This window comes from Pseudoruegeria sp. SHC-113 (assembly GCF_025376885.1).
GTDB lineage: Bacteria > Pseudomonadota > Alphaproteobacteria > Rhodobacterales > Rhodobacteraceae > Pseudoruegeria.
Genome location: NZ_JAHUBR010000001.1, coordinates 2,893,475 through 2,912,342, shown reverse-complemented (window position 1 = coordinate 2,912,342; position 18,868 = coordinate 2,893,475). Strand labels below are relative to the sequence as shown.

Annotated in this window: 21 protein-coding genes; 8 read left to right on the top strand and 13 right to left on the bottom strand. The window is 64.9% G+C overall.

Going from position 1 to position 18,868, the window contains the following annotated elements; genetic code table 11:
* The first annotated feature begins 472 nt into the window (after positions 1-472).
* The 4 genes from KVX96_RS14260 to KVX96_RS14245 all read left to right on the top strand — a co-directional run bounded on the left by KVX96_RS14260 (position 473) and on the right by KVX96_RS14245 (position 4,156).
* Positions 473-1,204, top strand: a complete 732-nt coding sequence (locus KVX96_RS14260; protein ID WP_261195209.1) for a helix-turn-helix transcriptional regulator — start codon at positions 473-475, stop codon at positions 1,202-1,204.
* Between the two features lie 82 nt (positions 1,205-1,286).
* Positions 1,287-1,919, top strand: a complete 633-nt coding sequence (locus KVX96_RS14255; protein WP_261195208.1) for an acyl-homoserine-lactone synthase — start codon at positions 1,287-1,289, stop codon at positions 1,917-1,919.
* Positions 1,920-1,975: 56 nt separating this feature from the next.
* Entirely contained in the window at positions 1,976-3,499 is a 1,524-nt protein-coding gene (locus KVX96_RS14250) for an ATP-dependent RecD-like DNA helicase (RefSeq protein ID WP_261195207.1), read from the top strand.
* Between the two features lie 9 nt (positions 3,500-3,508).
* On the top strand, positions 3,509-4,156 hold the full coding sequence (locus KVX96_RS14245; protein ID WP_261195206.1) for a PhoP regulatory network YrbL family protein: 648 nt from the start codon (positions 3,509-3,511) through the stop codon (positions 4,154-4,156).
* A gap of 3 nt (positions 4,157-4,159) precedes the next feature.
* On the opposite strand, the gene KVX96_RS14240 is transcribed toward KVX96_RS14245, so the two are convergent.
* From KVX96_RS14240 to KVX96_RS14185, 12 genes are all read right to left on the bottom strand, one after another.
* Entirely contained in the window at positions 4,160-4,939 is a 780-nt protein-coding gene (locus tag KVX96_RS14240; protein WP_261195205.1) for a TIGR02186 family protein, read from the bottom strand.
* A 1-nt stretch (position 4,940) separates the two neighbouring features.
* Positions 4,941-5,858, bottom strand: a complete 918-nt coding sequence (locus KVX96_RS14235) for a sulfite exporter TauE/SafE family protein (protein WP_261195204.1) — start codon at positions 5,856-5,858, stop codon at positions 4,941-4,943.
* 87 nt (positions 5,859-5,945) lie between these two features.
* A complete protein-coding gene (locus KVX96_RS14230) occupies positions 5,946-6,911 on the bottom strand; it encodes an ABC transporter permease (RefSeq protein ID WP_261195203.1) in 966 nt (321 codons plus the stop codon).
* Complete coding sequence (locus KVX96_RS14225; RefSeq protein WP_261195202.1) at positions 6,911-8,005, bottom strand: ABC transporter permease; 1,095 nt, start codon at positions 8,003-8,005, stop codon at positions 6,911-6,913. The genes KVX96_RS14230 and KVX96_RS14225 overlap by 1 nt, the downstream gene beginning before the upstream one ends.
* On the bottom strand, positions 8,005-9,570 hold the full coding sequence (locus KVX96_RS14220; protein ID WP_261195201.1) for an ABC transporter ATP-binding protein: 1,566 nt from the start codon (positions 9,568-9,570) through the stop codon (positions 8,005-8,007). Before KVX96_RS14220 ends, KVX96_RS14225 begins: the two co-directional genes overlap by 1 nt.
* Positions 9,571-9,577: 7 nt before the next feature.
* A complete protein-coding gene (locus KVX96_RS14215) occupies positions 9,578-10,567 on the bottom strand; it encodes a BMP family protein (protein WP_261195200.1) in 990 nt (329 codons plus the stop codon).
* A 203-nt stretch (positions 10,568-10,770) separates the two neighbouring features.
* Complete coding sequence (locus KVX96_RS14210; protein ID WP_261195199.1) at positions 10,771-11,184, bottom strand: GNAT family N-acetyltransferase; 414 nt, start codon at positions 11,182-11,184, stop codon at positions 10,771-10,773.
* A gap of 2 nt (positions 11,185-11,186) precedes the next feature.
* The gene (tsaB, locus tag KVX96_RS14205; protein WP_261195198.1) at positions 11,187-11,855 is read right to left on the bottom strand and encodes a tRNA (adenosine(37)-N6)-threonylcarbamoyltransferase complex dimerization subunit type 1 TsaB; all 669 of its coding nucleotides are present in this window, start codon (positions 11,853-11,855) and stop codon (positions 11,187-11,189) included.
* A gap of 73 nt (positions 11,856-11,928) precedes the next feature.
* Positions 11,929-12,489, bottom strand: coding sequence for a NifU family protein (locus KVX96_RS14200; RefSeq protein WP_261195197.1), 561 nt, complete (start codon positions 12,487-12,489; stop codon positions 11,929-11,931).
* Between the two features lie 93 nt (positions 12,490-12,582).
* Positions 12,583-13,038, bottom strand: coding sequence for a universal stress protein (locus KVX96_RS14195; protein WP_261195196.1), 456 nt, complete (start codon positions 13,036-13,038; stop codon positions 12,583-12,585).
* 77 nt (positions 13,039-13,115) lie between these two features.
* Positions 13,116-13,982 (bottom strand): branched-chain amino acid aminotransferase, encoded by an 867-nt coding sequence (locus KVX96_RS14190; RefSeq protein WP_261195195.1) that lies wholly within the window; start codon positions 13,980-13,982, stop codon positions 13,116-13,118.
* A gap of 241 nt (positions 13,983-14,223) precedes the next feature.
* A complete protein-coding gene (locus KVX96_RS14185; protein ID WP_261195194.1) occupies positions 14,224-14,742 on the bottom strand; it encodes a VOC family protein in 519 nt (172 codons plus the stop codon).
* Between the two features lie 215 nt (positions 14,743-14,957).
* Here KVX96_RS14185 and KVX96_RS14180 point away from each other — a divergent pair, with 215 nt between their 5' ends.
* From KVX96_RS14180 to KVX96_RS14170, 3 genes are all read left to right on the top strand, one after another.
* On the top strand, positions 14,958-15,569 hold the full coding sequence (locus tag KVX96_RS14180) for a L,D-transpeptidase (RefSeq protein ID WP_261195193.1): 612 nt from the start codon (positions 14,958-14,960) through the stop codon (positions 15,567-15,569).
* A 202-nt stretch (positions 15,570-15,771) separates the two neighbouring features.
* On the top strand, positions 15,772-16,242 hold the full coding sequence (locus KVX96_RS14175) for a GNAT family N-acetyltransferase (RefSeq protein WP_261195192.1): 471 nt from the start codon (positions 15,772-15,774) through the stop codon (positions 16,240-16,242).
* Between the two features lie 73 nt (positions 16,243-16,315).
* The gene (locus tag KVX96_RS14170) at positions 16,316-16,951 is read left to right on the top strand and encodes a PEBP family protein (RefSeq protein WP_261195191.1); all 636 of its coding nucleotides are present in this window, start codon (positions 16,316-16,318) and stop codon (positions 16,949-16,951) included.
* 56 nt (positions 16,952-17,007) lie between these two features.
* On the opposite strand, the gene trpS is transcribed toward KVX96_RS14170, so the two are convergent.
* On the bottom strand, positions 17,008-18,030 hold the full coding sequence (trpS, locus tag KVX96_RS14165; RefSeq protein WP_261195190.1) for a tryptophan--tRNA ligase: 1,023 nt from the start codon (positions 18,028-18,030) through the stop codon (positions 17,008-17,010).
* Positions 18,031-18,110: 80 nt separating this feature from the next.
* Between trpS and KVX96_RS14160 the strand changes: the two genes are divergently transcribed.
* Positions 18,111-18,791 (top strand): rhomboid family intramembrane serine protease, encoded by a 681-nt coding sequence (locus KVX96_RS14160; protein ID WP_261195188.1) that lies wholly within the window; start codon positions 18,111-18,113, stop codon positions 18,789-18,791.
* Positions 18,792-18,868: the final 77 nt, after the last annotated feature.

Here is an 18,868-nt window from a genome sequence, read left to right as displayed (position 1 = left end):
GGCAGTCCGCCGGTTTTCCTTTTGGCGGCTTGTTTCATATCAAAGGCTTACAGAGGGGCGCCCCACCATTTCTACCGGGGTGGAAACGGCGAATTCCGAAGCGCGCGCCCAGCGTGCTAGGCTTTTCTCAGCCCGATGGCTCGCGTCGCGGACCAAAGGGCACGTTCGCTCACTCCAGCCAGAAGATCTGGCCCTCCACCCTGTGCCAAAGCGGGTCTTCCGCTTTGGCCTTAACCCTTCGTTAACCCGGCTGAATGAATGTCTAAGATGCGGAACGATTGGATCATCGATGTTCTGACGGACCTGCGGAACTTCGCCTGCCAGAATGATCTGCAGGCGTTGGGCCAGCAGCTTGAAGCGGCGCGCCAGACGGCGCAGCGGGAACTGGCCGCGCAATCGCGCCAGCCAGCCGGAACGGCCGCACGCGGGCGGGGTCAGGGCATCGGTCAGGGGGCAAGGGGTGGAGCCGCCGATGAACGTACCAGTGATGGAGCAGATCGAGGGCCTTTCCGGCGCCCGAACGCATGACCGCTTGCAGGAGGCTGTAAAGGACCTGCGGGATCTCTTCCAGACCGATCACGTCGTCTATCACTCGCTCAACTCCACCGGCGATCAATACGCGGTGCTCACCTATTCGGATGCCTGGGTTGCCGACTATGTGGCGCAGGGCTATGCCCGGATCGATCCGGTCGTGGGGGCCTGTTTCTCGGGCTTTACCCCGGTGGAATGGAAGCGCCTCGACTGGGCCCCCAAAGCCGTGCGCGCCTTCCACGGGGAGGCGCTGGCCAGCGGTGTGGGCACCCAAGGGATCTCGGTGCCGATCCGGGGGCCCAACGGGCAGTTTGCCATTTTCACCGTGAACCACAGCTGTTCGGATCAAAGCTGGCAGGCTTTCATCTCGGCCCATGCCCATGATCTGCTGCTGCTGTCGCATTTCCTGAACCAGACGGCGCTGCGGATCGAGGCCGAGGCGCAGGCCCCCCACACGCCGCCAACAGCCCCGCGCAAACCGCTCTCCCCGCGCGAAACCGATGCGCTGCGCCTTCTGGCGTTGGGGCTGAACCGCGCGCAGGTGGCCGACAGCCTCTGCATCTCCGAAAACACCCTGCGCAGCTACATCGAAAGCGCCCGCCTGAAACTTGGCGCGATGAACACCACCCACGCCGTGGTGACGGCGCTCTCCCAAGGGCTGCTGCCGATCTGAGAGCCTGCGCACGGCCGCTTTCAACGCCGTTTACCAACCCGTTGCTAGCTCTTGTGTCCTCTACCGTCAAAGGGGGCACATCATGCTGCACTATCTCTATGCCCGCGAGCTCGCGGCCGTCCCGGCCCTTGCGCGGGGCATGTTCACCGATCGGGCCCGGCAGTTCTCCACGCGCCTCGGCTGGCCCGTTGCCGTGGATCGGGCGGGGCAGGAGCGCGACGCCTATGACGAGCTGAACCCGCTTTACGTGATCTGCACCGGCGCGGGCGAGCGGCACCTTGGTTCGCTGCGGTTTCTGCCCACGCGCGGGCGCACGATGCTCAATGATCATTTCCACGATCTGCTGGAGGGCGAGCGTCTGAGCGATGGCAATATCTGGGAATGCACGCGCTTCTGCCTTGCGCCCGAAGCGGGGAGCGAGGTGTCCGCGCAGCTCATGCTGGGCGCGGCGGAAGTGGGGCGCGCCTTCCACCTGAGCCACGCGGCGGCCGTTTTTGACGAGCGGATGATCCGCATCTACCGCCGCCTCGGGTGGGGCCCGACGATCCTGAGCAGCCGGGGGCAGGGGAGAGATCGCGTCAGCCTTGGCCTGTGGCGTTTCTCCGAGGACATCCGCATGGCGCTGGCGGTGCGCGCGGGCATTGATGCGGGCCTTTCCAAAGCCTGGTTCAACGACAGCCGCCTTGTGCGCAGCCCCCTGCGCGAGCCCGCCTGAGCGGGGCGTGATCGGGGGTGCTGGTGCTGGCCTGCACACCGCTGTAGGGTCGCGCCATGACCATGCCCGCCATCACTTTTTCCGAAGATCAGGCCGAGGCCTTTGACCGTGTCGCCGAGGAGCTGCGCGGCGCTGGAATCGATCTGGACGACAGCCTTCTGAAGCCGCCCGCCTCCAGCGGCACAAGCGTTCTGGCGGTGATCGGCAAGGCCGGTTCGGGCAAGACACTGCTGCTTGCACGCCTCTACAAGGCGCTGGAAGAGGCCGGGGTGGAGGTCGTCTCGGGCGACTACGAAGGCCGCCGCCGCAAGGAGCGCCGCACGCTGGCGATTCTCGCGCCCACGAACAAGGCGGCGAGCGTGCTGCGCAACCGGGGCGTGCCCGCCACCACGATCCACCGCATCCTCTATACGCCCGTTTACGACCCCGAATACGAGCGCATCGCCGACTGGCTGGCCGGCAACGGCGACAAGCCCGAGATCGAAGGCCTGACGGAGGTGGCGCTCGAACGCGCCAAGGCCTTCTACGAGAACAACAAATCCATCCCCGGCGCTCTGGCCGCCGCGGGGCTGCGGGGCTCGGATTTCATCACCGGGTGGAAACGGCGCGAAGATCCGCTGGACATCGGTTTCATCGACGAAGCCTCGATGCTGGATGAGCGCCAGTTCAACGATCTGAAAGAGATTTTCCCGACGCTGGTGATTTTCGGCGATCCGGCGCAGCTTGCCCCCGTGGGGCAATCGGGCGAGATGGTGTTTGAACAGCTGCCCGAGGAGCGCCAGCTGATCCTGCACCGCGTCCACAGGCAGACGCAGGACAACCCCATCCTCGATCTGGCCCATGCGCTGGCCGATCCGGAGATCGGTTTCGAGGCCTTTGAACGTATGATCGAGGAGACCGCGCGGCGGGATGATCGCGTTGTCATGGCGCAGCGGGTGGAGAGCGATCTGATGGCGCGCTCGCCGGTCTTGGTCTGGCGTAACGCCACGCGGGTGCGGCTGATCCAGGCCTTCCGCAACGCCTACGGGGCCCCGCCGGACGATCTGCTGCCCGGCGAGCCGCTGATCTGCGACGGGATCGAGCTGCCGATGAAGCACCGCAAGAAGCGGATCGATCTGGAGGCGCGCGGGCTGATCAAGGGGGCGCAGGTTGTCTATCTCGGCCCCGGGCGCAAACCGGGCTTTTCGCGGTTGCATGTACTGGGGGCGGAGGATCCGCGCGTCGGCGCGGCCTCGATCGTGAAGATCGAATTCCCCGACGAGGAGGAGCCCTTCATCCCCTACGCGGCGCGCATGGGCGCAGCCTTCCTGCACGGTGCGGCGGTGACGATCCACAAGGCGCAAGGCTCCCAGTGGGAGACGGTGCAGGTCTTCGCACCCGATCTTTATGCCGCTGCCCGCATGGGGCGCACCGAGGCCGGGCAGCCGCTGTGGAAGCGCCTCGCCTATGTGGCGATCACGCGCGCGGAGAAACGGTTGCACTGGGTGGTGCGCAACCGGCTCGCGCTGCCTTCCGGCCCGCTCAGTGTGGCCGATCTGGAGGTCGCGCCGACGCAGCTGACACTGGAAAGCGAGGCCTGAGCCGTGCAGTTGAACCGCTCTGTCACATTGGAAGAAACCGGCCTGCTGGCGCAGGGCTCCGGGCGCTGGGTGTACCAGCACCCCGAAGTGGAGAACGCCCTGATCAAGGTGATGAAGCCGCGCCGCAAGCCGCCCGGACTGTCCCATCGCCTGCGCCCGATCAAGCGCCGTTTCGGCGAGGTGCGGACCGCCTACAAGGAATACGAGGAATACCTCGCGGCACTGGCCCGCTGCGGCACGCTGCCAGACGTGCTGCCTGCGATGTGGGGCTTCGTGGAGACGAACCTCGGCATCGGCATGGTGGTGGAGAAGATCAGCGGGCCGGAAGGCGGTGTCGCGCCGTCGCTGCACCGCTATATCGAGGCGGTAGGATTGGGCGAGGATCTCGTGGCGCAATGCGCCGCCTTGCTGGACGCGCTTGAAGCCGCCCGCGTCGTGGCGTTTGATCTGACCCCGCGCAACGTGGTTGTCGGCGTGGATCAGGCGGGAGCGCGGCGGCTTGTTCTTGTGGACGGGCTGTCGGAAAATACGCTGTTCCGGGTCAAATCCTTCTCCGAGCGTGCCTACACGCGCTGGTTTGCGGGCAAGCGCGCTGAGTTCATGGAAGAAGTCGGCCGGATTTCACGCGGTGAAAGCGCGGTGGTGCCGCGCACCTAGGCGCTATTTGCGCAGCAGCGAGAACACCGCAGAGGCGCCCCAGCCCGCAGCAATGGCGATCGCGAGCGAGAGCAGCCCGTAGAGCAGGCTCTGCTCGTGCGCGAGCGTGTAGAGGATGCGCTCCAGCCCCACTTTGCGCACGTCCAGCGCGGTGTCGAATTCGTCCACCACCTCGCCGTCGCGGGTCAGGAAGATCCGGGCGGTGTATTCGCCCTCCGTCAGGTTCGCGGGCAGCGAGATGGAGGTGGAAAACAGCGTCTGGTCTGTGACGTCCACAGTGCCTTCCAGCAGCTGATACAACCCGGCTTCGCTGCGGATGCGGATCAGCGCCTCGGTGAAATTCTCGGAATCGCTGATCGTATCAGGAGCCCCCACCGAGCGGATCGCGCGCGGGGTGGTGACTCGGTAGCGCAGATCCTGCGTGTTGGTCAGGATCTCGGCAATCGGGCCGGAGGTGGCCACGGCATAAAAGCTGGGGGCGGAGTCGACTTCAACGCTGTCAGTGTTGACCCAGATCCCGAGCTGGCGCGTCTTGCGGCGCACGGTGACGGGGACCTGCGGGCCGGAGACGGCAACGATCACCTGCAGCGGCTCGCCTGCGGGCAGGGGGGCCTCACGCTTCACCGCGCCGAAGATCAGGATGTCGGAGCCGTCGAAATTCGCCGTGATTGCCACTTGGTTTTGGGACAGCCCCGCAACGACCTCCTCACCGAAAGCGGCAAGCGGCGCGGCGGCCAGCCCGAGGGCAAGGAAGAGGGGGCGCAGGCGGGTGCGAAGGGTCATCTCAGTGGCCTCCCGCCGCGCCGAGCGAATAAAGCTCGCCCGGTTCCAGAAGCAGATCCAGCGCCAGCTTGCCACAGACGACAAGCACGAGGATCGCCAGCAGAATGCGGAGTTGCTCGGCCTTCAGCTTCACCCCGATCCGCGTGCCGATCTGCGCGCCAACAACGCCGCCGATCAGCAGCAGCACGGCGAGCATCATGTCCACCGTCTGGTTCGTGGTGGCGTGCAGCAGGGTGGTGAACCCCGTCACGAAGATGATCTGGAACAGCGAGGTGCCAACGACGACCTTGGTGGGCATGCCCAGCAGGTAGATCATCGCGGGCACCATAATGAAGCCGCCGCCCACGCCCATGATCGCGGCCAAAATGCCCACGCTCACCCCCACCAGAACCGGCGGGATGACGGAGATATAGAGCCCCGAAGTGCGGAACTTCATCTTGAAGGGCAGGTTGTGAATCCAGTTGTGCTTGCGCCGCTTGGGCACCGCGCCGGGGCGTTTGGATTTGCGGATCGCGTTCAGGCTCTCGATGAACATCAGCGTGCCGATGATGCCGAGGAACACGACGTAGCAGAGCGTTACCAGCAGATCGACCTGTCCGACCGCCTTGAGCGCGTTGAAGATCTGCACGCCCAGTGCCGCGCCTATGAGGCCGCCGACAAGCAGCACGAGCCCCATGCGCAGATCCACCGTCTTGCGCCGCAGATGCGCGAGCACGCCGGAGAAGGAGGAAGCAACGATCTGGTTGGCTTCGGTGGCCACGGCCACGGCGGGCGGGATGCCGATGAAGAACAGCAGCGGTGTCATCAGGAAGCCGCCGCCGACACCGAACATGCCAGACAAGATCCCCACCATGCCGCCGAGCCCCAGAAGAAGGAAGGCGTTGACCGATACTTCGGCGATGGGGAGATATATTTGCATTGGCTGTTCCCGCTAACAGGCCTTCCCTTTAACCGATGCCGCAGGTGCAGCATATAGCCACGCCTGCGACAAATCGGATCGATTCTGTCACCGCTCTTTGACGTAGGCCGCGCCGCCAGCACGCGGCGGGATCGCCTTGCCGACGAAGCCTGCAAGAATGACCACGGTGAGGATGTAGGGCAGGGCCTGCATGAACTGCACCGGCAGGGTCACGCCGAGGATGTCGATGTTCTGGTAGCGGTTGCCGATGGCTTCCAGCAGGCCGAACAGCAGGCAGGCCCCAAGCGCGTGCCAGGGGCGCCATTTCGCGAAGATCAGTGCGGCCAGCGCGATGAAGCCCCGGCCAGCCGTCATGTCCTTCACGAAGCCCGCCGCAAGGCCGGTGGCAAGGTAGCTGCCCGCGATGCCGCAGAGCACGCCGCAGATGATCACCGCCGTGTAACGCAGCCGCACCACCGAGATGCCAGCCGTATCGACCGCGCCGGGGTTTTCGCCAACCGCGCGCAGGCGCAGGCCGAAACGGGTGCGGAACAGCACCCACCATGTGAGCGGCACCGTGGCCATGGCGACGTAGACAAGGATCGAGTGGCCCGAGATCAGCTCCGAATAGATCGGGCCAATCAGGGGCACCTCGGCCAGTGCCTCGGCAAAGGGCAGGGTGATCGGCTCAAACCGTCCCGCCCCCATGAGCGAGGGCGTGCGCCCGCCAAGGGCAAACCAGCTTTGCCCGATCACCACGGTGAGGCCCGCGGCGAGGAAGTTGATCGCCACGCCGGAAATCAGCTGATCGCCCCGGAAGGTGATCGAGGCCAGCCCGTGCAGCAGGGCCATCAGCACGGAGGCAAAGATTCCCGCACAGAGCCCGAGCCATGCGCTGCCCGTGGCAGCCGCCACGGCGGCTGACAGGAAGGCCGCCGCCAGCATCTTGCCCTCAAGGCCGATATCGAACACGCCGGCGCGCTCCGAAAACAGGCCGGCAAGGCAGGCCAGCAGCAGCGGGGTGGCGAGGCGGACGGTGGAATCCAAAATCTGGATGATCGTCAGGAAATCCATCAGGCCTCTCCCTTGCCGAAGGTCAGGAACAGCTTTTCAATCGGCGCGCGCACCATGTTGTCGAGCGCGCCGGTGAGCAGGATCACGAGGCCCTGAATGACCACGATCAGCTCGCGCGGGATGCTCTCCCACAGGGCCAGTTCCGCGCCGCCCTGATAGAGGAAGCCGAAGAGAAGGGCTGCGAGGAACACGCCCACCGGGTGGTTGCGGCCCATGAGCGCCACGGCGATGCCGATGAAGCCCGCGCCTTCCACCGAGTTCAGGATCAGCCGTTCGGCCTCGCCCATCACGTTGTTGATCGCCATGAGCCCGGCCAGGCCGCCCGAGATCAGCATCGCGATGACGGTGATCTTCACCGGGGAGATCCCGGCATAGACGGCGGCGGTTTCGCTTTGACCGAAGGCGCGGATCGCGTAGCCGAGGCGGGTCTTCCAGATCAGGATGTAGAAGCCGATCAGGCAGAGGATCGCCACGAGGAAGCTGATGTTGGCAGGCGCGTTCTTGTTGAAGGCGATGCCGAAGGGGGCCAGCATCTCGTGGAAGGTGGGCAGATGCGCGCCGGGCGGGAAGGAGCGCGTTTCGGCGGCCATGTTGCCCGGCTCCTTGAGCACGTTTACCAGCAGGTAGCCCATCAGGGCGGCGGCGATGAAGTTGAACATGATCGTGGTGATCACGATATGGCTGCCGCGCTTGGCCTGCAGATAGGCCGGGATCGCCGCCCAGGCCGCGCCAAAGAGCGCGCCGCCGATCACGGCGGCGGGCAGGGCCAACGTCCAATGCGGCCAGGGCAGTGCGAGGCACACGAGCGCCACGCCAAGCCCGCCAATCGTGGCCTGCCCCTCACCGCCGATGTTAAACAGCCGCGCGTGCGAAGCCACGGCCACCGCAAGGCCGGTGAAGATGAAGTTGGTGGTGTAGTAAAGCGTATAGCCCAGCCCCCGGCTGTCGCCGAAGGAGCCCTGCACCATCGTCTTGATGGCGACCCACGGGTCCTTTCCGATGGCCCAGATCACGAGGCCCGAAATCAGGAAGGCGAGCGTCAGGTTGATCACGGGGATGAGGAGGACGTCCGCCCATTTCGGCATCTTCTTCATCAGGCGGCTCCCTCGTTTACGCCGGCCATCAGGAGGCCGAGTTCTTTTTCATTGGTCTGAGCGGGCAGGCGTTCGCCCATGATATGCCCGTCAAACATCACCGCGATGCGGTCGGCGAGGCCGAGGATCTCTTCCAGTTCCACCGAGACAAGCAGGATCGCCTTGCCCTGATCGCGCAGGGCGACGATCTGCTGGTGGATGAACTCGATGGCGCCGATGTCCACCCCGCGCGTGGGCTGGCCCACGAGCAGCAGGTCCGGGTTGCGCTCGATTTCGCGCGCCAGAACGATCTTCTGCTGGTTGCCGCCCGAGAAGCTTTTCGCCGCCAGCCGTGGATTGGGCGGGCGCACGTCGAACCGCTCCATCTTTTCCTGCGTGTCCTTCAGGATCGCGGCGTTGTTCATCAGGATGGCATTGCGGTTGTAGCGGGGATCGTCCTGATAGCCGAAGGCAACGTTTTCCCAGGCCTGGAAATCGAGGATCAGCCCTTCGGAGTGGCGATCTTCCGGCACATGGGCGATGCCCTTGTCGCGGCGGGATTTGCCGTCGGAATGCTTGCCGGTCAGATCCAGCTCCACACTGTTCAGCTTCACCAAGCCGGTGGCCTTGGCATAGCCGCCGAGCACTTCCAGAAGCTCGGATTGCCCGTTGCCGGCCACCCCCGCGATGCCGACAATCTCCCCGGCGCGCACGGTGAGGTCGATGCCCTTCACGCGCTCCACGCCCTTGTCGTCGATCACGCGCAGGCCTTTGATTTCCAGTACGTTTTCGCCCGGCGTGGCCGGTTTCTTATCAACCCGCAGCAGCACCTTGCGGCCGACCATGCGTTCGGCCAGATCCTCGGGGCTGGTCTCGCTGGTTTTTACCGTGGAGGTCATCTCACCGCGCCGCATCACGGAGACGGTATCGGTCACCTCCATGATCTCGCGCAGCTTGTGGGTGATCAGGATGATGGTTTTGCCTTCGTCCTTCAGCCCTTTCAGGATGCGGAACAGGTGATCGGCCTCGTCCGGCGTCAGCACGCCGGTGGGCTCGTCCAAGATCAGGATATCGGCCTGCCGGTAGAGGGCTTTCAGGATTTCTACGCGCTGCTGGTGGCCGACCGAGAGATTCTCGATCAGCGCGTCCGGATCCACGCGCAATTCGTATTCTTCGGAGAGTTGCTTGAGCAGTTTGCGGGCTTTGGCGAGCGAAGGCTTCAGCAAGCCGCCTTCTTCCGCGCCCAGAACCACGTTCTCAAGCACTGTGAAATTCTCGACCAGCTTGAAATGCTGGAACACCATGCCGATGCCGGCGCTGATCGCGGCCTGGCTGTCGGGGATCAGGGTGGGTTGGCCATTGATCAGGATCTCGCCGGAATCGGCCTTGTAGAAGCCGTAGAGGATCGACATCAGGGTGGATTTCCCCGCGCCGTTCTCGCCGATGATCCCGTGGATCGTCCCTTTCGCGACCTTGATGGAGATGTCCTTATTCGCCTGCACCGGTCCGAAGGCCTTGGAGATGCCGCGAAGCTCAATGGCGGGGGCGGCAGTTTCCTGCCGCCCCATGTTTGCTTGCTCTGCCATCTGTGGCTTACATCACCGGGCAGGATTCATCGGACATGTAGTCGTGAACCTTGATGTCGCCTGCGATGATGCCAGCCTTCGCGGCTTCCACGGCAGCCTTCATCTCGTCATCGACGAGCGGCATGTTGTTGTCGTCCAGCGCGTAGCCGACGCCATCGTTGGCGAGGCCGAGCACGGAGAAGCCGGTTTCCAGATCAACGCCATCGGTGAAGGCGTTGTAAACGGCCACGTCCACGCGCTTGAGCATGGAGGTCAGGACCTTGCCCGGGTGCAGGTGGTTCTGGTTGGAGTCCACGCCGATCGACAGGATGCCTTCATCGGCTGCGGTCTGCAGAACGCCGATGCCGGTGCCGCCAGCGGCAGCATAAACCACGTCAGCGCCCTGGCTGATCTGGGCTTTGGTCAGCTCGCCGCCCTTCACCGGGTCGTTCCAGGCTGCAGGCGTGGTGCCCGTCATGTTCTGGATCACGGTGGCGTCGGCGTTGGTGGCCTTTACGCCCTGCACGTAGCCGCAGGCGAATTTGGAGATCAGCGGAATGTCCATGCCGCCGATGAAGCCGACGGTGCCGGATTCGGAGGCTTTCGCGGCCATCACGCCCACGAGGTAGGAGCCTTCATGCTCGTTGAACACAACGGAGCGCACATTGGGCTGATCCACCACCATGTCGATGATGACGAATTTGGTGTCAGGGAAATCCGGTGCCACGGCTTCCAGAGCGGAGGCGAAGGCGAAGCCGGCCATGACGATCGGGTTGTTGCCGTTCTCGGCGAAGCGGCGCAGGGCCTGCTCGCGCTGGGCTTCGGACTGAAGCTCGATCTCGCGGAACGCACCGCCGGTTTCCTCGGCCCATTTGGTGGCACCGTTGAAGGCGGCTTCGTTGAAGGATTTGTCGAACTTGCCGCCAAGGTCGAAGATGATGGCCGGATCGGCCAGCGCTGCGCCAGCGGTCAGGGCCAGCGAGGCTGCTGCGCCAAGGAATGTCCGCATCAGGGTCATTAGGAATCTCCCGGTTGTTGTTATGGGGGTGTCGTTTATGGAAGAACGATACCCCGCCTGTTTATCCGATCTCAAGAAGATCATCGGGAAATAAGGGGCGTCGCCGCGGCTTTGGTCAACCGGAAATTTTACCGATTGGTCATATTCCCTGCGTCGCAAGGGGTTTTCGCTTGCTTGCCGTCAGGGGTGAACAGGATTTGGGCCTAGCTGAGCGATTTGGCCAGCACCAGCGCGTCGCTGCGGTGGCCGTCGGCATGGCGGTAATAGGCTTTCCGGCGGCCAGATTCGTCATATCCGTTTGACAGATAAAGCCCCAGCGCCGGGGTGTTTTCGGCGTCGACTTCCAGAAAGGCGCGTTCGGCCCCCTTGGCGCGGGCAGCGCTTTCATAGGCGGCCATAAGCTGCGTTCCGAGCCCCTTGCGGCGCTGGGCAGGATCCACGGCGATGGTCAGCAGCTCGGCTTCTCCGGCAACGCAACGCCCCAGTGCGAAGCCACCGGGGATGGTGCTCAGGAAGCAGGTGGGATCGGCCATCAGGCTTGCGAACTCCGCCTCTGTCCAGGGGCGGGTGTCAGCAAAAGCGCTTGCGTGAAGAGCGGCGAGGGCGGCGGGCTCCATGCTCAGGGGTCCAGCAGGGCCGGGGGCGCATCCTTGGCCGGGGCGGCATCGGCGGCGCGCAGGTAGAGCGGCGCTGGGCGGCTGCGGGCGCAGGCCTCTGGATCTGAGGCGAGGCGTGCGGCGGCGATGCGGGCGATGGCCTCGGCCTGCGTATAGGCAGGCGCAGCGAGGGCCGCGCCGATCTGCGCCGCGAGCGCCTCGGCGGCGGAGCCGATGCAGGTGAGGCCGGGCTGCGCGAGCCCCTCGGGCAAGGCATCGAACGTGGTGAGTTGCGCGGGCTGGGGGGCTTTTGTGCTGAAGCCCTGCAGATAGAGGTTGCCCCGCTTGGCATCGAGCGCCGCAACGGTGGGGCCATCAGCACCATAGGCGGCGGCCTCAAGGCTGCTCACCCCGATGGCCGGGCAACCAAGCGACAGCGCAAGCCCGCGCGCGGAGGACACCGCGATGCGGATGCCGGTGAAATTGCCGGGGCCGGTGCCCACGGAAATGGCGCTCAAATCGGCAAAGCCCACTCCGGCGTCGGCCAGCACCTCCTCAAGCAGCGGAAACAGCCGTTCGGCCTGCCCTTTCGCCATCTCCTCAAAACGAGAGGCGCGCAGTTCGCCCGCGATCAGAACGGCGGCGGCGCAATGGGGGCCAGAGGTGTCAAGGGCGAGGAGCGTGGCTGTCATGGGGATCGCTTGGCACGAAAGCAAAGGGCGCCGCAAGTGCAGCGCCCTTTGAAATGGAAATCCTTGTCCCGGCTCAGGCGGCCACGGGGCGCACTTCGAGCACTTCCGGGATGTAATGGCGCAGCAGGTTCTCGATGCCCATCTTCAGCGTCAGCGTGGAGGAGGGGCAACCGGCGCAAGCGCCCTGCATGTGCAGGTAGACGATGCCGCGATCAAAGCCGTGGAAGGTGATATCGCCGCCGTCCTGCGCCACGGCGGGGCGCACGCGGGTGTCGAGCAGTTCCTTGATCTGATCCACGATCTCGCTGTCGGGGCCATCATGGGCAGCGTGGCCAGCGGCAGCGCTTTCGCCTTCCATCACGGCCGCGCCGGATTGGTAGTGCTCCATGATCGCGCCGAGGATCGCCGGTTTCACGTGATCCCATTCGGTGGCGTCGCCCTTGGTCACGGTCACGAAATCATTGCCGAAGAACACGCCCGTCACGCCGGGCACGGCAAAGATGCGCTGCGCCAGCGGGGAGCTGCCTGCGGCGTCCGCGGTGGGGAAATCGGCTGTGCCGGCTTCCAGCACGGTCTGGCCGGGCAGGAATTTCAGCGTTGCGGGGTTCGGAGTGGACTCGGTTTGAATGAACATCGAAAGCGCCTTTCGTCTGGGCTTCTGATATGCGCCCTCGCAGGGGCTCTGTCAAGATTTGGAACGGTTCTAAATCGGCGGCGCGCAGGCGCGTCAGGTGATGCTTTCCAGCCGTTCTTTCGACAGATCGCCGGGCACGATGGTGATCGGGATCGGCAGCGTGCCGGAGGAGCGGGTGAGCTGCGTCACCAGAGGGCCGGGGCCCTGTTTGCCGGTGCCTGCGCCCAAAACCAGAACGCCGATCTCCTCATCCTCGCGGATCAGCTTCAGGATTTCCGGCACGGCTTCGCCTTCGCGGATGATCAGCTCCGGGTCGATGCCCTGACGATCCCGCATCCATTTGGCGAAAACCTCGAAATGGACCTCGATGCGCTCGCGCGCTTCCTGCCGCATGATGTCGCCCACGCCGATCCAGTGCTGGAACTCATCGGGCGGAATCACCGAGATGATGGCCACGCCGCCGCCGGTATGCGCCGCGCGCATGGCCGCGAAGCGCATTGCATTCAGGCATTCGCGGCTGTCGTCCAGAACCACGAGAAATTTCCGCATCAGGGCCTCCTGTCTTGCGGGCGGAGTGTTGCGCAAAGCGCAAGGGCTGACAACAGCTTATGATACCTGCGCGAAAGCTAGGCCTGCGCCGAATGCGCCCAGTCCCAATAGAGCGAACGCGCCCGGCGGGTGACGGGGCCGATCTGGTAGGAGGTGTCCTCGAAGCCCTTCACGGGGGTGACTTTCGTCATGTTCCCGGTGAGGAAGACCTCATCCGCGGTGCGGAAATCCTCGAACGTCAGCACCGATTCATGCACCTTGAGCCCATCGGCGCGGAGGTTTTCGATGTGGCGCGCGCGGGTGATCCCGGCAAGGAAGGTGCCGTTGGGCACCGGGGTGAAGATTTCGCCGTCGCGCACCATGAAGACGTTGGCGGTGGCGGTCTCGGCCACATTGCCAAGGGCGTCGGCCACCAGCGCGTTGCCGAAGCCCTTGTCGCGCGCCTCGGCAAGCATGCGGGCGTTGTTGGGGTAGAGGCAGCCGGCCTTCGCGTTCACCACGGCATCCTCCAGCACCGGGCGGCGGAAGCGGGTGCGGCAGAGCGTGGTGGCGGTTTCGGGCGGGGCCATTGGGATCTCTTCCAGCGCGATGGCAAAGCCCGTGGCGCCTTCCTTGGGCAAAACGCCAAGGTGGCCGCCTTCAAGCGCCCAATACATGGGGCGGATATAGACGGCGGCTGTTTTGGGGTAGGCGGCGAGCCCTTCCCAGACCAGCGCCACCATATCCTCGGCTGAAACCGTGGGCGTGATCATCAGGGCCCGGGCCGAGGCGTTGACGCGGTGGCAATGGGCCAGCAAGTCCGGCGCGACGCCCTCGAAATAGCGCGCGCCGTCAAAGACAGAGGTGCCCAGCCACATGCCGTGATCGGCTGCGCGCATGATCGGCACGTCGCCCTTGTGCCAGCGGCCTTCGAAATAGGTGTGCACATTGGTGCCGGTCGCCATTGGGGCCTCCTTCTCTGATCGCCGTGACCCTAGGGCGCGAAGGCGGGAGGGTAAAGGGAGGGTGGCTGCCTGCCGGGCCAGCCGGATAGGAAAAACCCCCGGCCGTGGGGGCCGGGGGCAGGACAGGGGTGCCTCTGGGGCGAGGGACAGGCAGGGCCGGGGGGAAGGCCGTGGCGCAGCGCCTCTCAGGCCCGCAAGCCATGGCAGGCCGATATGACAGGCGTGTGACGGATGCGCCGCCTCAGCCTGCCGTGCCTTCCGCGATCAGCGCGGCCACGTCGAGCGGGGCGTTGACCATCGCCAGCGTGCCATCGGGCTTGCGCGGCCACTCGCCTTCGGGGCGGTCGCGGTAAAGCTCCACGCCGTTGCCGTCGGGATCCCGCAGGTAAACGGCCTCGCTCACGCCGTGGTCAGACGCGCCGTCAAAGCTTAGGCCTGCCGCCTGCACCCGTGCCAGCGCCGCGCCGAGGCTGGCGCGATCGGGGAAGAGGAAGGCCACGTGATACAGCCCGGTGTGGCCCGGCGGTGGCGGCGTGGCACCGCGGCTTTCCCATGTGTTCAGGCCGATATGGTGGTGATAGCCGCCCGCCGAAAGAAAGGCCGCCCGCGCACCATAGCGTTGGGTAACCTCGAAGCCGAGCACGCCCGAATAAAAGGCGATGGCGCGGTCAAGATCGGCGACGCGCAGGTGGATGTGGCCCACGCGCGTTTGCGGGTGAACTTTGGCATCAGGCGAAGGCGAAAAGAGCGTATCAGGCATTGGGGCACCTTTGGCTTTATGGGGTTAGCTTCAAGGTAACGCCTGTGCGCCAGCGTTTGAATTCCGCAAGGCGTGACAGGTTCTGTGCATTTCCGCGCATGGGGCGGTATCCGGTGCCGCTGATCGGCGGCAGGCCGCAGGCTCACAATCTCTTTATTGGATGCACGGGCCTGCTCTGGTAGATGGTCCGCTTGTTGCAAGATTACGAGGCTGCCATGAGTGATTCCCGTCTGTCCCGCCGCGCCGCGCTGCGCCTTGGCCTGTCTGCCAGTGCCATGCTCTGCGCCCCGACGCTCCTGCGTGCGCAGGACTGGAACGCCGACGCCGATGGCCCGGTGCCGGGGCAGGTCTACCAGCCGAAGGTTCAGCGCAACACCTCGAGCTTCCGCGCCGCCCAGTGGCAGGATCACTTCGACAGCCGCAAGAACGGCGTGATCCTCTGCGATACCACCTCCCGCGTGGTGCATTTCTGGAACGAGGAAGGCACGATCTACAAGCTCTACCCGTCCTCCGTGCCGCTCACGGAAGATCTGACGCGGCTTGGCTACACCGAAGTGGTGCAGAAGGTTGTCGGCCCCACGTGGCGGCCCACGCCCTCGATGCTGGAGCGCAACCCGACACTGCCCGAAGTTGTCGGCCCCGGCCCGGACAACCCGCTCGGCAGCCACGCGCTGTACCTGAGCTGGACATACTACCGCATCCACGGCACGCATGACACGCGCAAGATCGGGCGGAAGTCGTCCTCGGGCTGTATCGGGCTGTACAACTCCCAGATTCAGGAGCTGTTCGATCTGGCCAAGGTCGGCACACAGGTGCGCCTGATCTGAGCCGGTCCGGCGCTTAAGGCTTGATCGGTTGGCGCAGGCCCGCTAGGCCTAGGACATGACCGATCAACGCACCCTCTCTGCCGCCTACTTTTTTACCCGCTTTCCATAAGGGGCGGTCGGCAGCAGGTGTTGCGAGATAAGAAACCGCCGCTGGGCGGTTTTTTCATGTCGATCCGTCCGGCGGCTTCAGGAGCCAAGGACGATGACAGACTTACCAGACAAAACGCGAATACAGGTGCGCGCCGCGCAGCCCGGCGACGTGCCCGCGCTGCTGGCGATGATCACCGCGCTGGCGGCCCATCATGGCGATGTGGTCGAGGTGGAAGCGGATGGCCTTCAAAGCGCGCTCTTCGGGCCGCAGGCCTGGGTGCGCGGGCTTGTGGCCGAGATCGGCGGCGCATGCGTCGGCTACGCTGCGCTGCGCGACGCCGGGCTCTTGCATTTCAGCCGACGCGGGCTTGACCTGCATCACCTCTACGTCGCGCCCGCCCATCGCGGGGCCGGTGTGGGCAAGGCGCTCGTGGCCCATGCCGAGGCTTTGGGGCGGGCCTTGGGCTGCACAAGCCTGACGGTGAGCGCGGACCCCGCCAACTGGCAGGCGCGCCGGGCCTACGAGGGGATGGGCTTTGTCAGCCGCAACGTGCAGGCGGCGCGCTATGGCAAGGCGCTTTAGGCTTACTTTCCCGATCCCGCGACGGAACCCCGCCACTCGCGCGTTCAACCGACATACAGAACAGGAGATTTCCATGAAGATCCAAATGGCCGCCGCCCTTGCCCTTCTGCCCGCCGCGCTTTCGGCGGAGCCGTTTTCAGCCGATGTCTGGGCCGACAACTGGTTCGAGTTGCGCGTCGATGGGCAGCAGGTGGCGGAAGACAGCGTATCGATCACGACGGAACGCTCGTTTAATGCCGAAAGCTTCACCTTCGAGGCCGAACGCCCCTTCGTGCTGGGGCTCGTGGCCAAGGATTTCAAGGAAAACGACACCGGGCTCGAATACATCGGCACCGGGCGTCAGCAGATGGGCGATGGGGGCGTGATCCTGCAGATCTTCGACGCAGCCGGAGCGATCGCGGCGGTGAGCGACGCAAGCTGGCAGTGCCTCGTGATCCACCATGCCCCGGTGGACAAGTCCTGCGAGAAGGTCGACAGCCCCGTCGCCGGGGAAGGGGCCTGCGGTTTCACGGCCTCTGAGGAACCGGAGGGCTGGGATCAGCCCGGTTTCGATGCCTCTGGCTGGCAGGCGGCCAGCCTCTATGCAGAAGCGGACGTAAGCCCCAAGGACGGCTATGACCGCATCTCCTGGGACGCCTCGGCGCAGCTGATCTGGGGGCCGGATCTGGAGCAGGACAACACCATCCTCTGCCGCCTGAGCGTGGAGTAGGCGCGAAAACGGGCGCGAAGGGAGATCCCTCCGCGCCCGCATTTACTCAAGCGCCCTTAGCGCGAGCGGACCATGCCGACGATGTCGTAGGTCTGATCGAGGATCGGCGCGGCGATGGCTTGGGCGCGTTTGGCACCGTCGCCGAGGATCCGGTCGATCTCGGCGGTGTCTTCCATCAGACGCGCCATTTCAGCGGCGATCGGCGAAAGCTTGGCCACGGCCAGATCGGCGAGCATCGGCTTGAACTCCGAGAACGCCTTGCCGCCGACATCCGCGAGCACGGCATCCACGCTCTGCTCCGACAGCGCGGCGTAGATGTTGACGAGGTTCTTCGCCTCCGGGCGCTCGGCAAGGCCCCCGGCCTCGCTCGGTAGGGCGTCCGGGTCGGTTTTCGCCTTGCGGATCTTCTTGGCGATGGCGTCGGCGTCATCGGTCATGTTGATCCGGCTCATGTCGGACGGGTCCGATTTGCTCATCTTCTTCGCGCCATCGCGCAAGCTCATCACCCGCGTCGCCGCGCCCTCGATCACCGGCTCGGTGATCGGGAAGAAATCAACGCCGAAGTCGTTGTTGAACTTCGTCGCGATGTCACGCGTCAGTTCGAGGTGCTGCTTCTGATCCTCGCCCACGGGTACGTGCGTCGCGTGGTAGATCAGGATGTCGGCGGCCATGAGGTTCGGGTAGGCGAAAAGGCCCACCGAAGCGTTCTCACGGTTCTTGCCGGCCTTGTCCTTGAACTGGGTCATCCGGTTAAGCCAGCCCATGCGGGCGACACAGTTGAAGATCCAGCCCAACTGGGCGTGCTCGGGCACCTGGCTCTGGTTGAAGAGGATGGATTTCGCCGGATCAAGGCCCGAGGCGATGAAACCGGCGGCGACTTCGCGCGTCGCGCGGCGCAGATCCTCAGGGTTTTGCCAGACGGTGATCGCGTGAAGATCGACCATGCAGTAGAGCGTCTCGATGCCGCTGTCCTGCATTTCAACAAAGCGCTTGATGGCGCCAAGGTAGTTTCCGAGGGTCAGGTTGCCCGAGGGCTGGATCCCCGAAAAGACGCGCGGTGTGTGGACCACCTCCGTCATGATGCGTACTCCGTCTGGATTTCTATACACGGCTCGCTTACCGATGGGGGCACAAGCCGTCAACCGGATGGAGCGAGAGCATGAGCAGCCCCTACGAGGAATCCCCGATCAATCCCTTGCCGCCGGTGGTGGTGGGGCTGGCCCTGCTGATCTTCGGGTTGGAGGTGGCTTTCACGCTCGGGGAGCGGGGGATTATTTCCGGCGGCGCGGGCTGGCGGCTGGATGCGGTGCAGCGCTTTGCCTTCTCGGGCGATCTGTTTGACTGGATGCTGGCCAATGGCATTTACCGCCCCGACATGCTGGTGCGGTTTGTGTCCTACCCGCTGGTGCATGTGACCTTCACCCACACGCTTTTCGTGCTCGTCTTCCTGCTGGCGCTGGGCAAGATGGCCGGGGAGATCTTTTCGTGGTGGGCGGTGCTGCTGATCTTCTTCGGCTCCGCCGCAATGGGCGCGCTGGCCTATGGGCTCTTGCTGAACGATCCGGTGCCGCTGGTTGGCGGCTATCCGGCGGTCTACGGGCTGATCGGCTCCTTCACCTTCCTGATGTGGGTCGATCTGGCGGCACGGGGCGCGAACAAATACCGCGCGTTTTCACTGATTGCCTTCCTGCTGGGGATCCAGCTTCTGTGGGGCATCCTCTTTGGCGGCAGCCGGGAATGGGTGGCGGATCTGGCCGGCTTTGCCACGGGCTTCGGCGTGAGCTTCCTGCTGGTGCCGGGCGGCTGGAAACGCGTGCTGGCGGTGGTGCGCCGGAGGTAGGGAGGGCCAGCGGCGGACCGTGGGCTGCCGCTCCTCCTTCAGGCCTGCGCGCTTTATGCCAGCCAAGACCGAAAAAC

Coding starts and splice junctions, on each gene's coding strand:
- KVX96_RS14260 (WP_261195209.1), top strand. CDS start 473: ATGAACGTACCAGTGATGGAGCAGATCGAGGGCCTTTCCGGCGCCCGA.
- KVX96_RS14255 (WP_261195208.1), top strand. CDS start 1,287: ATGCTGCACTATCTCTATGCCCGCGAGCTCGCGGCCGTCCCGGCCCTT.
- KVX96_RS14250 (WP_261195207.1), top strand. CDS start 1,976: ATGACCATGCCCGCCATCACTTTTTCCGAAGATCAGGCCGAGGCCTTT.
- KVX96_RS14240 (WP_261195205.1), bottom strand. CDS start 4,939: ATGACCCTTCGCACCCGCCTGCGCCCCCTCTTCCTTGCCCTCGGGCTG.
- KVX96_RS14235 (WP_261195204.1), bottom strand. CDS start 5,858: ATGCAAATATATCTCCCCATCGCCGAAGTATCGGTCAACGCCTTCCTT.
- KVX96_RS14230 (WP_261195203.1), bottom strand. CDS start 6,911: ATGGATTTCCTGACGATCATCCAGATTTTGGATTCCACCGTCCGCCTC.
- KVX96_RS14225 (WP_261195202.1), bottom strand. CDS start 8,005: ATGAAGAAGATGCCGAAATGGGCGGACGTCCTCCTCATCCCCGTGATC.
- KVX96_RS14220 (WP_261195201.1), bottom strand. CDS start 9,570: ATGGCAGAGCAAGCAAACATGGGGCGGCAGGAAACTGCCGCCCCCGCC.
- KVX96_RS14215 (WP_261195200.1), bottom strand. CDS start 10,567: ATGACCCTGATGCGGACATTCCTTGGCGCAGCAGCCTCGCTGGCCCTG.
- KVX96_RS14210 (WP_261195199.1), bottom strand. CDS start 11,184: ATGGAGCCCGCCGCCCTCGCCGCTCTTCACGCAAGCGCTTTTGCTGAC.
- tsaB (WP_261195198.1), bottom strand. CDS start 11,855: ATGACAGCCACGCTCCTCGCCCTTGACACCTCTGGCCCCCATTGCGCC.
- KVX96_RS14200 (WP_261195197.1), bottom strand. CDS start 12,489: ATGTTCATTCAAACCGAGTCCACTCCGAACCCCGCAACGCTGAAATTC.
- KVX96_RS14195 (WP_261195196.1), bottom strand. CDS start 13,038: ATGCGGAAATTTCTCGTGGTTCTGGACGACAGCCGCGAATGCCTGAAT.
- KVX96_RS14190 (WP_261195195.1), bottom strand. CDS start 13,982: ATGGCGACCGGCACCAATGTGCACACCTATTTCGAAGGCCGCTGGCAC.
- KVX96_RS14185 (WP_261195194.1), bottom strand. CDS start 14,742: ATGCCTGATACGCTCTTTTCGCCTTCGCCTGATGCCAAAGTTCACCCG.
- KVX96_RS14180 (WP_261195193.1), top strand. CDS start 14,958: ATGAGTGATTCCCGTCTGTCCCGCCGCGCCGCGCTGCGCCTTGGCCTG.
- KVX96_RS14175 (WP_261195192.1), top strand. CDS start 15,772: ATGACAGACTTACCAGACAAAACGCGAATACAGGTGCGCGCCGCGCAG.
- KVX96_RS14170 (WP_261195191.1), top strand. CDS start 16,316: ATGAAGATCCAAATGGCCGCCGCCCTTGCCCTTCTGCCCGCCGCGCTT.
- trpS (WP_261195190.1), bottom strand. CDS start 18,030: ATGACGGAGGTGGTCCACACACCGCGCGTCTTTTCGGGGATCCAGCCC.
- KVX96_RS14160 (WP_261195188.1), top strand. CDS start 18,111: ATGAGCAGCCCCTACGAGGAATCCCCGATCAATCCCTTGCCGCCGGTG.